Annotated in this window: 13 protein-coding genes; 9 read left to right on the forward strand and 4 right to left on the reverse strand. The window is 64.8% G+C overall.

What is annotated here, in order from left to right; translation table 11 throughout:
* Window positions 1-61 precede the first annotated feature (61 nt).
* The 5 genes from dapD (at window position 62) to cls (ending at window position 5,381) form a co-directional block, all read left to right on the forward strand.
* Entirely contained in the window at window positions 62-889 is an 828-nt protein-coding gene (dapD, locus tag B0G75_RS28345; RefSeq protein ID WP_012433460.1) for a 2,3,4,5-tetrahydropyridine-2,6-dicarboxylate N-succinyltransferase, read from the forward strand.
* Window positions 889-1,254 carry an ArsC family reductase gene (locus B0G75_RS28350; RefSeq protein ID WP_106313381.1) on the forward strand — a complete coding sequence of 122 codons (366 nt, stop codon included), beginning with the start codon at window positions 889-891 and terminating at the stop codon, window positions 1,252-1,254. The genes dapD and B0G75_RS28350 overlap by 1 nt, the downstream gene beginning before the upstream one ends.
* Window positions 1,255-1,498: 244 nt before the next feature.
* Window positions 1,499-2,638 carry a succinyl-diaminopimelate desuccinylase gene (gene dapE, locus B0G75_RS28355; protein ID WP_106313382.1) on the forward strand — a complete coding sequence of 380 codons (1,140 nt, stop codon included), beginning with the start codon at window positions 1,499-1,501 and terminating at the stop codon, window positions 2,636-2,638.
* Window positions 2,639-2,654: 16 nt separating this feature from the next.
* A complete protein-coding gene (gene prmB, locus B0G75_RS28360) occupies window positions 2,655-3,539 on the forward strand; it encodes a 50S ribosomal protein L3 N(5)-glutamine methyltransferase (RefSeq protein ID WP_106313383.1) in 885 nt (294 codons plus the stop codon).
* 390 nt (window positions 3,540-3,929) lie between these two features.
* Window positions 3,930-5,381 (forward strand): cardiolipin synthase, encoded by a 1,452-nt coding sequence (gene cls, locus B0G75_RS28370; RefSeq protein ID WP_106313385.1) that lies wholly within the window; start codon window positions 3,930-3,932, stop codon window positions 5,379-5,381.
* A gap of 11 nt (window positions 5,382-5,392) precedes the next feature.
* On the opposite strand, the gene B0G75_RS28375 is transcribed toward cls, so the two are convergent.
* A complete protein-coding gene (locus tag B0G75_RS28375) occupies window positions 5,393-5,872 on the reverse strand; it encodes a glutathione peroxidase (RefSeq protein WP_106313386.1) in 480 nt (159 codons plus the stop codon).
* Between the two features lie 134 nt (window positions 5,873-6,006).
* On the opposite strand from B0G75_RS28375, the gene B0G75_RS28380 reads away from it, so the two are divergent.
* Window positions 6,007-7,959, forward strand: a complete 1,953-nt coding sequence (locus tag B0G75_RS28380) for an ATP-binding cassette domain-containing protein (protein WP_106313387.1) — start codon at window positions 6,007-6,009, stop codon at window positions 7,957-7,959.
* A 310-nt stretch (window positions 7,960-8,269) separates the two neighbouring features.
* Window positions 8,270-9,319: a CaiB/BaiF CoA-transferase family protein gene (locus B0G75_RS28385; protein WP_258194739.1), complete on the forward strand. Its 1,050-nt coding sequence runs from the start codon at window positions 8,270-8,272 to the stop codon at window positions 9,317-9,319.
* Between the two features lie 231 nt (window positions 9,320-9,550).
* On the opposite strand, the gene B0G75_RS28390 is transcribed toward B0G75_RS28385, so the two are convergent.
* The 3 genes from B0G75_RS28390 to alr all read right to left on the reverse strand — a co-directional run bounded on the left by B0G75_RS28390 (window position 9,551) and on the right by alr (window position 12,508).
* Window positions 9,551-9,829: a DUF2866 domain-containing protein gene (locus tag B0G75_RS28390; protein ID WP_106313388.1), complete on the reverse strand. Its 279-nt coding sequence runs from the start codon at window positions 9,827-9,829 to the stop codon at window positions 9,551-9,553.
* Between the two features lie 143 nt (window positions 9,830-9,972).
* A complete protein-coding gene (gene radA, locus B0G75_RS28395) occupies window positions 9,973-11,349 on the reverse strand; it encodes a DNA repair protein RadA (RefSeq protein ID WP_106313389.1) in 1,377 nt (458 codons plus the stop codon).
* An 88-nt stretch (window positions 11,350-11,437) separates the two neighbouring features.
* Window positions 11,438-12,508, reverse strand: a complete 1,071-nt coding sequence (alr, locus tag B0G75_RS28400; protein WP_106313390.1) for an alanine racemase — start codon at window positions 12,506-12,508, stop codon at window positions 11,438-11,440.
* A 221-nt stretch (window positions 12,509-12,729) separates the two neighbouring features.
* Here alr and lplT point away from each other — a divergent pair, with 221 nt between their 5' ends.
* Window positions 12,730-14,037 (forward strand): lysophospholipid transporter LplT, encoded by a 1,308-nt coding sequence (gene lplT, locus B0G75_RS28405; RefSeq protein WP_106313391.1) that lies wholly within the window; start codon window positions 12,730-12,732, stop codon window positions 14,035-14,037.
* Between the two features lie 59 nt (window positions 14,038-14,096).
* Window positions 14,097-14,903, forward strand: coding sequence for a bifunctional hydroxymethylpyrimidine kinase/phosphomethylpyrimidine kinase (gene thiD, locus B0G75_RS28410; protein WP_106313392.1), 807 nt, complete (start codon window positions 14,097-14,099; stop codon window positions 14,901-14,903).
* The last annotated feature ends 118 nt before the right edge of the window (window positions 14,904-15,021 follow it).

Genomic DNA, 15,021 nt, shown 5'->3' on the forward strand with positions numbered 1-15,021 from the left:
GATCGCAACCCCGCGCACCGCATCCCTTCTTCCGATTTCAACTCTTCGATAAAGCACGCATATGTCGCAACAACTTCAGCAGATCATTGACACCGCCTGGGAAAATCGCGCCGAACTGTCGCCGAAAGCCGCTCCGGCCGACGTGCGCGAAGCCGTCGCCCACGCCATCGAGCAACTGGACAAGGGCCTGCTCCGCGTCGCGGAAAAGAAGGATGGCGACTGGGTCGTCAATCAGTGGCTGAAGAAAGCCGTGCTGCTGTCGTTCCGCCTGGAAGACAACGCGCCGATGCCGGCTGGCGGTTACAGCCAGTTCTACGACAAGGTGCCCTCGAAGTTCGCCAACTACACCGCTGAAGACTTCGCCGCCGGCGGCTTCCGCGTGGTGCCGCCCGCCATCGCGCGCCGCGGCTCGTTCATCGCGAAGAACGTCGTGCTGATGCCGTCGTACACCAACATCGGCGCTTACGTGGACGAAGGCTCGATGGTCGACACGTGGGCCACCGTCGGTTCGTGCGCGCAGATCGGCAAGAACGTGCACCTGTCGGGTGGCGTCGGCATCGGCGGCGTGCTGGAGCCGCTGCAGGCGAACCCGGTCATCATCGAAGACAACTGCTTTATCGGCGCGCGTTCGGAAGTGGTGGAAGGCGTGATCGTCGAAGAAAACTCGGTGATCTCGATGGGCGTGTACCTCGGCCAGAGCACCAAGATTTACGACCGCGAAACCGGCGAAGTGACGTACGGCCGCATTCCGGCGGGCTCGGTGGTGGTGGCGGGCAATCTGCCGTCGAAAGACGGCACGCATAGCCTCTACTGCGCCGTGATCGTCAAGAAGGTCGACGCCAAGACGCGCGCGAAGGTCGGCCTGAACGAGCTGCTGCGAGGCGACTGATGGCGCGCGGCACCAAAACCGTCGTCTACGGCATCCCGAACTGCGACACCGTGAAGAAGGCCCGCGTGTGGCTGGAAGAGCACGGCGTCGAGTTCGAGTTCCACGACTTCAAGAAACACGGCGTGACCGAACCGCTCGTGCAGGACTGGCTCAAAGACGTGAAGCTCGACGCGTTGCTGAACCGGCGCGGCACCACATGGCGCGCGCTGTCCGACGACATGAAAGCGGCCGCGGACACGCAACCGGGCGCGATCGCGTTGATGATTCACAAGCCGTCGGTGATCAAGCGGCCGGTGCTGGTGGTCAACGGGCGCGTCAAGTCGCTCGGTTTTTCCGCGGACGAGTACACCGCGCTGTTCGCCTGAGAAAAGTATTGTTGTTTGAGCGCGGCGCTGTTTGTTCAGGCAAAGCGCGACTCGCCTGGTTTGGCGTGCGGTGCTGGATACCTGGGCTCGCGGCCAGTTCGGCGCGAGTCTCAGTGCATGCGCCGAACGCATCGCGCCATGTAGTAGAACGCGGCCCGGCCGCGTGACTCAAAAAGCTGTTGCCGGCTGCGGTGTTCAACCGCCAGCCGGCATTTTTTCATTTCAAAGTGGCTGCATCGAATCCATGTCCGGCACCCTCGCCCTTACCGAACAACTGATCGCGCGCGCGTCCGTTACGCCCGACGACCAGCATTGCCAGCGCCTCCTGATCGAGCGCCTGTCCGCGCTCGGCTTCGAGCACGAGACCATCGAATCGAACGGCGTGACCAACCTGTGGGCCGTCAAACGCGGCGTCGACGGCACCGCGGGCAAGCTGCTCGCGTTCGCCGGCCATACCGACGTGGTGCCGACCGGCCCGCTCGAACAATGGCGCTCGGCGCCGTTCGAGCCGACCCATCGCGACGGCAAGCTGTACGGCCGCGGCGCGGCGGACATGAAAGCGTCGATCGCGGGCTTCGTGGTGGCGAGCGAGGAATTCGTCGCAGCGCACCCGGCGCACCGCGGCACGATCGCCTTCCTGATCACGAGCGACGAAGAAGGCCCCGCCACCGACGGCACCGTGAAGGTCGTCGAAGCCTTGCAGGCGCGCGGCGAACGCATGGACTACTGCATCGTCGGCGAGCCGACTTCGAGCGCGCAGTTCGGCGACATGGTGAAGAACGGCCGGCGCGGCTCGATGTCGGGCAAGCTGATCGTCAAGGGCGTGCAAGGCCATATCGCCTATCCGCATCTGGCGAAGAATCCGGTGCATCTGCTCGCGCCCGCGCTGGCCGAACTGGTGGCCGAACGCTGGGACGACGGCAACGAATATTTCCCGCCCACCACGTGGCAGGTGTCGAACATTCACAGCGGGACCGGCGCGACCAACGTGATTCCGGGCCATGCGGACGTGATGTTCAACTTCCGCTTCTCGACGGCGAGCACGGTGGAAGGTCTGCAAGCCCGCGTGCATGCAATCCTCGACAAGCACGATCTCGACTACGATCTGCAATGGACCGTGAGCGGCCTGCCGTTCCTCACGCCGCGCGGCGATCTGTCCAACGCGCTCGCCAAGGCGATCAAGGACGAAACCGGCGTCGCCACGGAACTGTCGACCACCGGCGGCACCTCGGACGGCCGCTTCATCGCGCGCATCTGCAAGCAGGTGATCGAGTTCGGCCCGCTGAACGCCAGCATCCACAAGATCGACGAACATATCGAAGTCGCACACATCGAGCCGCTGAAGAACGTGTATCGCCGCGTGCTCGAACAACTGATCGCCTGAACCAAGGACTATTGCGATGACGCTCCCGTTTTCCACCGTTCGCGACCTGCTGCGTTTCGCGGTCTCGCGCTTCAACCAGGCCGAACTGTCGTTCGGCCACGGCTCGGCCAATGCCTACGACGAAGCCGTCTATCTGGTCCTGCACACGCTGCATCTGCCGCTCGATCTGCTGGACCCGTTTCTCGACGCGCGCTTGACCGCGGCTGAAATCGACGCCGTGCTGAACGTGATCGAGCGCCGCGCCACCGAACGCGTGCCGGCTGCCTACATCACGCAGGAAGCCTGGATGCACGGCTTCCGTTTCCACGTGGACGAGCGCGTGATCGTGCCGCGTTCGTTCATCGGCGAATTGCTGCAGGACGGTTTGCAGCCCTATGTGGAAGATCCCGAGCAGGTGAGCGCCGTGCTGGAGTTGTGCACGGGTTCCGGCTGCCTCGCGATTCTCGCCGCGCACGCGTTCCCGAATGCGGATATCGACGCCGTGGATCTGTCAGCGCCCGCGCTGGAAGTCGCCGCGCGCAATGTCGCGGACTACAAGCTCGATGACCGCGTCGCCCTGTTCGAAGGCGATCTGTACGCGCCGCTCGCCGAGCGCCGCTACGACGTGATCATCAGCAACCCGCCGTACGTGAACGCGGCGTCGATGCAGGATCTGCCGGCCGAATACAAGCACGAGCCGGACATGGCGCTGGCGGGCGGCGTCGACGGCATGGACATCGTGCGCCGGATCATCGCCGACGCGCGCAACTGGCTGACCGACGAAGGCGTGCTGGTCGTCGAAATCGGCAACGAGCGGCAACACGTGGAAGCGGCATTCGGCGGGCTCGATCTCGTCTGGCTTTCGACCAGTGCCGGCGACGACAACGTGTTCCTGATCCAGGCGGCTGATTTGCCGGTTTGAGGTCTTGTCGCTTCTTCCGGACGCGGTGCGCGCAGCGGGCTGTTATATCCCGCGCACCGCGTCGGAGCGAAGCTGCTTTCCCGGTCATTCGCAATCGCGCCCAATCAAGGCGTCTCGCGCTTCCGAGCAAAGCCGCTTTCACGAGCGCTACATTCGAGCGCACAGCTGACCCGACTAGCCAACGCCAACTCGCGGCCTTTCGACAAGGCAAACGCAAAGATGTTCTGCCACGTCGACCACGCCGCATTCAGGTTCTCGCCCTCCAGGCTTGACCGCAGCTCGACCATTCCCCACCCCCAACGCACGCGCGTTCGGTAAGATGAGCGCGGTCAGCTGCCCGGCACTCATCGAGCCGGCCCAAGCAGCGCTTCGCCAACCCAACGCCTGCCTATGCAATTCGACCTGCTTCACATCGGCACGCTGGTCGCCCTCTGCCATATTCTCGGCGTGGTTGCGGCATGTCACGCGATTCTCAACACGCGCACTTCGCAAGGCGCGATTGCGTGGGCCGTGTCGCTGGTCGCGATGCCTTATCTGACGCTGGTGCCTTATCTTTTCCTCGGCCGCAGCAAGTTTGCCGGCTACGCGGACGCGCGCCGCGTCGAAAACGAACTGCTGCGCACGCGCGCGCATCCGCCGGAATGGGACACGCGCGCGTCGTCGGCGGGACTGCCGACGCTGGAACTCGGCGGCCGGCTCGTGCATTCGCTCACGCACCTTGGCGGCATGCCGTTTCTGCCCGGCAACTCGGTGCGCACGCTGGTGAACGGCGCGGCGACCTTCGAGGCTATCTTCGACGCCATCGAGAACGCGCGCCGCTACGTCATCGTGCAGTTCTTCATCGTGCGCGACGATGCGCTCGGCGAGATGCTCAAAGACGCGCTGATCGCGAAAGCGCAACAAGGCGTGCGCGTGTACTTCCTGTACGACAGCATCGGCAGCTTCGATCTGCCGCACCGCTACGTCGCCGCCCTGCGCGCGGGCGGCGTGGAGACGCATCCATTCGCCACCAATCGCCGCTTCGTCAACCGTCTGCAACTGAACTTCCGCAATCACCGCAAGATCGTCTCGGTGGATGGCGAACGCGCGTTTGTTGGCGGGCACAACGTGGGCGTGGAATATCTCGGCGGCAAGCCGCCGCTCTCGCCGTGGCGCGATACCCATATCGAGGTGCGTGGGCCGGCGGTCGCCAGCATCCAGTTCGTGTTCACGGAAGACTGGCACTGGGCCACGCAGCAGTTGCCCGAGTTCGACGTGCCGCCCGCTCCGGCCGCCGAGTCCGCAGCGGGACGCAACATGCACTGTCTCGTCGTGCCGAGCGGTCCGGCCGACAAGCAGGAGACCTGCTCGCTCTTTTTCGTCGAAGCGATCAACGCGGCGCGCGAACGCGTCTGGATCACCTCGCCCTACCTGATCCCCGACGAGGCGGTGTTCTCGGCCTTGCGGCTCGCGGCGTTGCGCGGCGTGGACGTGCGCATTCTGATTCCGAGCCGGCGCGATCACCACGTGGTGTTCGCCGCCTCGAAACTGTATGCGTACGACTCGCTACGCGCGGGAATCCGGATCTTCCGCTACCAGCCGGGCTTTCTGCATCAGAAGGTCGTGCTGATCGACAGCGCGGCCGCGGCGATCGGCAGCGCGAATCTCGACAACCGCTCGTTCCGGCTGAACTTCGAGATCATGGTGCTGACCGTGGACCGCGGCTTCGCCAAAGAGGTCGAAACGATGCTGCTGGCCGACTTCGCCGAATCGCGCGAAATCGACCGCAATGAATACCGCAAGGCAACCGCCTTGAAACGCGTGCTCATGCATGTGGCGCGTCTCTTCTCGCCGATCCTCTAGCAGGCGCCGCTTTACAGCAGTTTTTCGATGTCCTCGGTGATCGCCTCGGGCTTCGTCAGCGGCGCATAGCGCTTCACCACGTTGCCGTCGCGGCCGATCAGGAACTTGGTGAAGTTCCACTTGATCGCTTCCAGCCCGAGCAGACCGGGCGCCTCGCCCGTCAGATAGCGGAACAGCGGATGCGCGTTCGCACCGTTGACGTCCACCTTGTCGAACATCGGGAACGTCACGCCGTAGTTCTTTTCGCAGAAGCTGCCGATCTGCGCGGCGTCGCCCGGCTCCTGCTTGCCGAACTGGTTGCAGGGAAACCCGAGCACCGTGAGCCCGCGTGCGGCGTAGGTGTCGTACAGCTTCTGCAAGCCCGCGTACTGCGGTGTGAACCCGCATTCGCTCGCCGTGTTGACGATCAGCAGAACCTTGCCTTCATACTGCCCAAGGCTGACTTCCTCGCCGCCCAACGTGTGTGCCGAAAACGAATAAATCGATGTCATTTGCTCCCCCGTGAAAGCCGTCAGTCTATGCCAAAAGCCTCGGCGTTACAGTCGGCCGAATGGCCGATGCCCGTTGAGCGCCCGGTGTCAGTCCCGGCAGTCTAAAATAGCGGTTTTCTTCGGCCGGCCTCTCCGTGATCCGCTTTAACCAGTTCAGTCTCGCGCGCGGCACCAAGCCGCTCTTCGACAACACCACGTTCACCCTCAACCCCGGCGAGAAGGCCGGCCTGGTGGGGGCGAACGGCGCGGGCAAGTCGACGCTGTTCGCCGTGCTGCTCGGCGAATTGCATGCGGACGGCGGGGATTTTTCGATCCCGCCGAACTGGCAGATCGCCCACGTCGCGCAGGAAACACCCGCCGCGGACAAGACCGCCCTCGCCTACACGCTGGACGGCGACGCCGCCTTGCGCGCGATCGAGGCGGCGATCGCCGCCGCCTCCGCCGCGCACGATGGCGCGGCCGAGGGCGAAGCGCACGCCGCGTTCGCCGACGCCGACGGCTACACCGCGCCCGCGCGCGCCGAAGCCCTGCTGCTCGGCCTCGGCTTCACGCTCGACCAGACCCGCGAGCCGGTCAGCAGTTTCTCGGGCGGCTGGCGCATGCGGTTGAATCTGGCGCAGGCGCTGATGTGCCGCTCCGATCTGCTGCTGCTCGACGAACCGACCAACCACCTGGATCTCGACGCGATCGTCTGGCTGGAAGATTGGCTGGCCCGTTATCCAGGCACGCTGATCGTGATCTCGCACGACCGCGAATTTCTCGATTCGGTCTGCAATGTCACGCTGCATCTGGAGCAGCAGCAGATCAAGCGCTACGGCGGCAACTACTCGCAATTCGAAGTGCTGCGCGCGCAGCAGATCGCTCTGCAGCAAAGCGCGTACGAGAAACAGCAGCGCACGGTCGAGCATTTGCAGAGTTACATCAACCGCTTCAAGGCGCAGGCCACCAAGGCGCGCCAGGCGCAGAGCCGCGTCAAGGCGTTGGAAAAGATGGAGCTGATCGCGCCGGCGCACGCGTCCTCGCCATTCACGTTCGAATTCCGCACGCCCGATTCCGCGCCGAACCCGATGATGGTGATGGAAGACGTGCGCTGCGGTTACCGCAGCGAGGGCGAACCTGCTGTCGAGATTCCGATCATCGATCACGTCGTGCTGTCGATCCAGAACGGTCAGCGCATCGGGCTGCTCGGCGCGAACGGCCAAGGTAAGTCCACGCTGATCAAGACGCTTGCCGGCACGCTCGAGGCGCTCGGCGGCCATGTGCGCGAAGGCAAGGGGCTGCGCATCGGCTACTTCGCGCAGCATCAGCTCGAAACACTGCGTCCGGACGACACCCCGTTGCAGCACCTCGCGCGTCTCGCACCGGACACGCGCGAGCAGGAATTGCGCGACTTCCTCGGCAGCTTCAATTTTTCCGGCGAGATGGCGACCTCGAAGATCGCGCCCTTCTCCGGCGGCGAGAAGGCCCGCCTCGCGCTCGCGCTGATCATCTGGCAAAAGCCGAACCTGCTGCTGCTCGACGAACCGACCAACCACCTGGACCTCGAAACGCGTCACGCGCTGACCATGGCGCTCGCGCAGTTCGAGGGCACGCTGATTCTGGTGTCGCACGACCGGCATCTGCTACGCGCCACCACGGATCAATTCATGCTGGTCGCGAAACATCGACTGCAGGAATTCGATGGCGACCTCGACGACTATCGCGACTGGCTGCTCCAGCATGCGGCTGAGCAGCGCGCGGCGCTCAAGGCGAGCGCGGCGTCGAGCGGCGCGAATGGCGGTGATAGCGCGGACAACGGCGTGAACCGCAAGGAACAGCGGCGCCTCGAGGCGGAAACGCGTCAGAAGCTTGCGCATCTGAAAAAACCGCTGCAAAGCCGGATCACGAAGATCGAAAATGAAATGGACGCGCTCAACGCGGAGAAGGCGACGCTGGATGCGTTCGTCGTCGATCCGGCGAGTTATGAGCCCGAGCAGAAAAGCAAGCTGACGGAGGCGATCCGCCGTCAGGCAGATGTGAACGCGCGCCTCGAAGCGCTCGAAGCCGAATGGCTCGAGACTCACGAGGAACTCGAACAAATCGGCTAGCGGCACGCTGTTGCAGGTCCGCGCCGGCATCGACGGGAGCTTGGCTTTGTCATCCGCGACATCATCCGTCTCAACGCCTGGGGCGTCGGCTGGGTCATCGGCGACGGCTTCGGCCAAGTCGTCTGCTAACTCATCGGCTGCGTCTCCGGCTGCTGCTTCGGCCGCATCTTCCGGTACCCCTTCGGCCACATCTTCGAGTACTTCACGGGCAGAACCTTCGACTACTTCACGGGCCAAGTCCTCGGCTACTTCACGTGCAGCGAGTTCGGCCGCTTCGCCGGCCGCCCCCGCGCCGCCCGCGCTACAGGGTTTGCGCGTGCTCGACCTCACGCGCCTGCTGCCGGGCCCGGTCGCCGCCCTGCGGCTCGCCGAACTCGGCGCCGACGTGCTGAAGATCGAAGCCCCCGGCGCGGGCGACCCCACCCGCACGATGATGCAATCGTCGAGCGATCGCGTGGCCGGGCGGCCCGGCGCGTTTTACCGGCTGGTGAATCGCGGCAAGCGCGAAACCCGCCTCGACCTCAAGTCCGAAGCGGGACGCAACGTGCTGTGCGCGCTCGCCGCCGAAGCGGACGTGCTGATCGAGAGTTTCCGGCCCGGCGTGATGGAGCGGCTGGGCCTCGGCTACGAAACGCTGCACGCGCTCAATCCGCGGCTGGTTTACTGCGCAATCAGCGGATACGGCGCGAGCGGTCCGTTCGTCGACCATGCGGGACACGATCTGAACTACATCGGCTACGCGGGCGTGCTCGATCAACTGGCGGGCCGTGACGGCGCGCCGATCCTGCCGAATTTCCAGATTGCCGACCTGCTCGGCGGCGCACTGAGCGCGGTCACGCAGATTCTCGCGGCGCTGTGGCATGTTTCGCGCGGCGGCGAGGGCCGCTTCGTCGATGTCTCCATGACGCATGTGACCTACGCGCACAACGTGGTGGCTCAGGTCTCGCTCGCCAACGATGGCGCCACGCCTGGCGTCGGCGGCGGTCTGCTGAATGGCGGCGTGCCCTGCTACAACCTGTACCGCACGCTCGATAACCGCTGGCTCGCGGTCGGCGCACTCGAACTGAAGTTCTGGGAGACGCTCTGCATGGCGCTCGACCGGCCCGAGTGGGCCACACGCCATTGGAGTCTCGGCCAGGCGATCGGCGGCCCGGACGCCGCCGCGCTCACGCAAGAACTCGCCGATGTGATCGGCAAGCGTCCGCTGGAAGAATGGGTTTTGCTGCTGGAGCCGCTCGACTGCTGCGTCTCGCCGGTGCTGACGGCCGCGGAAGCCGCGCGTCATCCGCTGTTCAATCCACAGCCTTACGAGACGGCGAGCGCAGACGGGGCAGACGAGGAAGACCGGTTGAGCAGCTAGCGCGCGGGTGAATCAGTTCCGCGGGCCAGCCCGGGCTGATCGGCAAACGGCGCTTGATATGAAGCGCATTTGCTCCCGTTAGCCCAATCGGCCTCACTAGCCTCACTAGGCGCATTGGCGGAGTTGGCCACGTCGGACCGTTTGCGGCATTGGCCTCAAGTGACATGACCGGCAACGGGGGCACAAAACCGATCACCAACCCCGCACCCGCAGTCCCGCGCTCCAGAGCCCTCAGCGCCGCGCCACCGTCTGCCGCGGCAACGTCTGACGCGGCGTCTTTTCGTCGTCGTACAGCACATGCTTGCGGCCTTCCACATGACGGTTGATCGTCGCGCGGACTTCGGCGGCCGTGGCGTCTTCGGCCACCACCCGCCGGGAAATCTGCCCTGCCGTGTCGATCCACTCGACAATCCGGCAAGCGCCGCCCCATGGCTGGTGAATAGGCGCGGAGACGCGGCAACCGCGCACCTGTATCGGCCGTTCGGCTACGGTTTCATATGACTGTTTCAAGGCGCGATCCTTTTTCGGGCATCAGAAGGGATGCATACCCTTGCAGCTTAGGAAAAAGGAATGTCGGGTAGGTTACAGCCAATATGGAGATATTTACCGACCATTACGGAACGTCGGGCGCCGCCAGGACGCCCGAACCCCGTCTATTCAAGCGTGCGGACCCGGTCGATGGCCTGTTCGATCCGCTCGACCGCAACGACCTGTAAGCCTTCGATCGGCTGTTTCGGCGCATTGGCCTTGGGAATCACCGCAACCGAAAAGCCCAGCTTGGCGGCTTCCTTCAGGCGCTCCTGACCGCGCGGCGACGGCCGGATCTCGCCGGCGAGGCCCACTTCCCCGAACACCACCAGCCCCTTGGGCAGCGGCTTGTTGCGCATGGACGAATGAATCGCGAGCAGCACGGCCAGGTCGGCGGCGGGCTCGGTGATCTTCACGCCGCCCACGGCGTTCAGGAACACGTCCTGATCGAAACACGCGATGCCCGCATGCCGGTGCAGCACCGCCAGCAGCATCGCGAGCCGGTTCTGCTCCAGGCCGACCGCAAGACGGCGCGGATTGGGCGCGTTGGCCGAGTCCACGAGGGCCTGCACTTCGACCAGCAGCGGCCGCGTGCCCTCCTGCGTCACCAGCACGCAGGAACCCGGCACCGACTGCTCGTGCTGCGACAGAAACAGCGCCGACGGATTGGCCACGCCGCGCAAGCCGCGCTCGGTCATGGCGAACACGCCGAGTTCGTTGACCGCGCCGAAACGGTTCTTGATCGCGCGCACCAGACGATACGAGGAATGCGTGTCGCCCTCGAAGTACAACACCGTGTCGACGATGTGTTCGAGCACGCGCGGCCCGGCCAGCGCGCCTTCCTTGGTCACGTGGCCGACCATGATGATGGTGGTGCCCGACTGCTTGGCAATGCGCGTGAGTTGCGCCGCGCACTCGCGCACCTGGGCGACCGAGCCCGGCGCGGAAGTCAGCGCGTCGGAATAGACCGTCTGGATCGAGTCGATCACCGCGACATCGGGCCGCTGCTCGGAGATCGTCGCCTGGATTTTTTCGAGCTGGATTTCCGCCAGCAATTGCAGCTCGCTGGCCTTCGAGCCCGGCTCCAGCAACGAAAGCCGTTGCGCGCGCAACGCAATTTGCGCAGCCGACTCTTCGCCGCTGATATAAAGCGCGCGTTTGTCGGCGGCGATCTCCGCGAGCGATTGCAGCAACAGCGTCGATTTGCCGATGCCCGGATCGCCGCCGATCAGCACCACGCCGCCCGGCACCAGACCGCCGCCGAGCACGCGGTCGAACTCGCTGACGCCGGTGGAAAAGCGCGGCACATCGGATGCGTCGATATCGGCGAGACGGCGCACCGGCGCGCTCTTCGCGAGCGACTGGAAGCGGTGCGTGGACGGCGCTTCCGCCACCGACTCGACCAGCGTGTTCCACGCATTGCACGAGGGGCACTGGCCGGCCCATTTTGGCGATTGCCCGCCGCATTCACTGCAGATGTACAACGTTTTGGGTTTTGCCACGCGTTATTGCCTGTATTGCTGTTCTTTGGATTGAAACGCTTGCTGCGGGGCCAGACGCGCCCAGGTTGCGCGCCCGAGTTGCGTACCTCTACTCCGCCCGCACCGGCACGCGCGGCGCCACGGCGCACATCAGCTCATAGCCGATGGTGCCGCACGCCTGCGCGACGTCGTCGATCGGCAGCGAGGTGCCCCACAGTTCGACGCGCGAGCCGACGTTGGCGGTCGGCACCGGCGTCAGGTCGACGGTGAGCATGTCCATCGAGACGCGCCCGACGACCCGCGTGCGCACCCCATCGACGATCACCGGCGTGCCTTCCGGCGCGACGCGCGGATAGCCGTCCGCATAGCCGCACGCCACCACGCCGATGCGCATCGAGCCGCGCGCCTTGAACGACGACCCGTAGCCGACCGTATGGCCTTCGGCGAGCGTCTGCACGGCGATCAGTTCCGAGGCGAGCGTCATGGCGGGCTGCAGGCCGGTGCCTTCGATCGCCGCCGTGACGCCGGACGGCGACGCGCCGTACATGATGATGCCCGGGCGCACCCAGTCGAAGTGCGTGGCCGGATGCCACAACGTGGCCGCCGAGTTGGCGAGGCTGCGCGCGCCGGCAATGCCTTGCGCGCCGCGCTCGAACGCCTGCATTTGGTAGTCCACGCCGCGATCGCCGTCGGCGTCCGAGAAATGGGTCATCAACGTGATCTGGCCGACGCCTTGGGCAGCGCGCGCCCGTTCCCACGCGGCGCGGAACTTCTCCGGCGTGTAACCGAGGCGATTCATGCCGGTGTTCATCTTCAACTGGATATTGACCGGTTTGGACAGACGCGCCATTTCCAGCATGCGCAATTGTTCGTCCGAATGCAGCGCGGTGGTCAGGCTGTAGCGGTCGATCACGTCGATATCGGTCGGACGAAAGAAGCCTTCGAGCAAAAGAATCGGGCCGGCCCAGCCCAATTCACGCAACTTCACGGCTTCTTCGAGGTCCAGCAACCCAAAGCCGTCGGTTGCGCGCAGGCCCGGAAAAACGCGCGCAAGCCCGTGCCCGTAGGCGTTGGCCTTGACGACGGCCCAGATTTTCGATTTCGGCGCGTAGCGCCGGGCAACGGCGAGATTATTGGCGAGAGCGGAGGTATGAATCGTGGCTGAGAGCGGGCGCGGCATGGGATATTTTCGTAAAGACGCTTGCGAATCAGCGGCTTACAGGGCGTTTTCAGCGCTCTGTAGCCCGCTGGGCGGTGCGATCAAGGATTCTGCTAGTCCGAATCCATCTATTTTCATGATATAAAGCCGTGCGCACAACCCATTTCGACGAACGGCATAAGCCCGGACGCTCAACCAGCGGCCGGGGCGGACAGACCGCAGCGAGGACAGCATCGCATCAGATGAAAAAAGGTTTTTACACCATCATGGCCGCGCAGTTTTTTTCGTCGCTGGCCGACAATGCGCTTCTGATCGCTGCTATCGCACTGCTGAAAGATCTTCACGCCCCGAACTGGATGACGCCGCTGCTCAAGCTGTTCTTTGTGCTGTCGTACGTCGTTCTCGCCGCCTTCGTGGGCGCCTTCGCCGACTCCCGTCCGAAAGGACGCGTGATGTTCATCACCAACACCATCAAGGTGGTCGGTTGCATCACGATGCTGGTGGGCGCGCATCCGCTGCTCGCGTATGGGATTGTCGGCTTCGGCGCGGCGGCCTACTCGCCCGCCAAATACGGCATTCTCACCGAGCTGCTGCCGCCTGACCGGCTGGTCGCCGCGAACGGCTGGATCGAAGGCACGACCGTCGGCTCGATCATTCTCGGCACTGTGCTCGGCGGGGCGCTCATCAGCCCGCACATTGCCGCGCCGATCCTGCGGCACCACATTCCCTCGGTCAACACGCCCGCCGAAGCCGCGATGCTGGTCATCATGGCCATCTACGTGATCGCCGCGCTGTTCAATCTGCGCATTCCCGACACCGGCGCGCGCTATCCGAAACAGGAACGCGGCCCGATCAAGCTCGTCACCGATTTCGCCGACTGTTTCCTCGTGCTGTGGCGCGACAAGCTCGGCCAGATTTCGCTTGCCGTCACCACGCTGTTCTGGGGCGCGGGCGCGACGCTGCAATTCATCGTGCTGAAGTGGGCCGAGGTGTCGCTGAACATGTCGCTCTCCGAAGCGGCCATTCTGCAGGCTGTGGTGGCCGTGGGCGTGGCAGCCGGCGCGATCTTCGCGGCCTCGCGCGTGCCGCTGAAGAAGTCGCTGTCGGTGTTGCCGGTTGGCATCATGATGGGCATTGCCGTGATGCTGATGGCGTTCTACACGCGCGATCTCTTCCCTGCCCATTGGGGTCTCTATTTCGGCCGCGTGCATGTGCCGGGCTATCTGATCGTCGCGTACATTTTCCTGATGATCGTCGGCGGCCTGTCGGGCTTTTTCGTCGTGCCGATGAACGCGCTGCTGCAGCATCGCGGGCACGTGCTGCTGTCCGCCGGTCACTCTATCGCCGTGCAGAACTTCAACGAGAACCTCTCCGTGCTCGTCATGCTGTGCCTCTATGCCGTGCTGGTGTGGCTCGATGTGCCGGTCACGGCGGTGATCGTGCTGTTCGGCACGTTCGTCTGCGTGATGATGTGGTTTGTGATGCGGCGCCACCAGGCCAACCAGCGGGCGTTCGATTCGGTCGCGCTGATCGGCGAAGTCAAGCACTGATCCGCGGCGGGCCGTCCGCTCATGTCGCGGCCCGCGCCTTCCTCCTTCCTCGCTTTGCCATGACTCAACCAATTCCCAATGCGCTGACGATCGCCGGTTCCGATTCCGGCGGCGGCGCCGGCATTCAGGCCGACCTCAAGGCTTTCTCGGCGCTCGGCGCGTACGGCGCGAGCGTGATCACCGCGCTCACCGCGCAGAACACGCGCGGCGTCACCGCGATTCACGCGCCGGACCCCGGCTTCATTACCGCGCAACTCGACGCGGTGTTCGACGACATCCGCATCGACGCCGTGAAGATCGGCATGCTGGCGAACGCGCCGATCGCGCGCGCGGTCGCTGACGCGCTGCGCCGGCACAAGCCGAAGCACATCGTGCTCGACACAGTGATGATTTCGAAGAGCAACCACGCACTGCTGCTGCCGGACGCGGTCGCGGCGGTGCGCGACGAATTGCTGCCCCTCGCCGATCTGCTGACGCCCAATCTGCCGGAAGCGGCCGCGCTGCTCGGCGTGCAAGCCGCGACCGATGAAGCCGGCATGGTCGAGCAAGGCGAAGCGCTGCGCGCGCTCGGCGCACGCGCGGTGCTGATGAAGGGCGGCCATTTGAGCGCGACGGATAGTCCGGACTGGCTGGTGCAGGACAGCGGCACGCTTCGCTTAGGCGGCCCGCGGGTGCCGGTGAAGAATACGCATGGGACGGGCTGCACGCTGTCGTCGGCGATTGCGGCGCTGATTCCGCAGCGTGGGGAATTGGCGAGCGCGGTCGCCGATGCGAAGCTGTATTTGACCGGCGCGCTGCAGGCGAGCGATCGGCTAGACGTCGGCAGCGGCGTCGGGCCGGTGCATCATTTTTATCGGTGGTGGTGAGCGCGGCTGGGCGTCGTGTTGGTCTGGCTGCGTTCGCCAGGTCCAAAGGGCTTGGCCGATGGTTGCGCGGCGCTTGTGCGTTGTAACGGACCCGCGGCGTTGCCCGGCCCTAGTGCGC

The organism is Paraburkholderia sp. BL18I3N2, from assembly GCF_003001875.1.
Lineage (GTDB): Bacteria > Pseudomonadota > Gammaproteobacteria > Burkholderiales > Burkholderiaceae > Paraburkholderia > Paraburkholderia phytofirmans.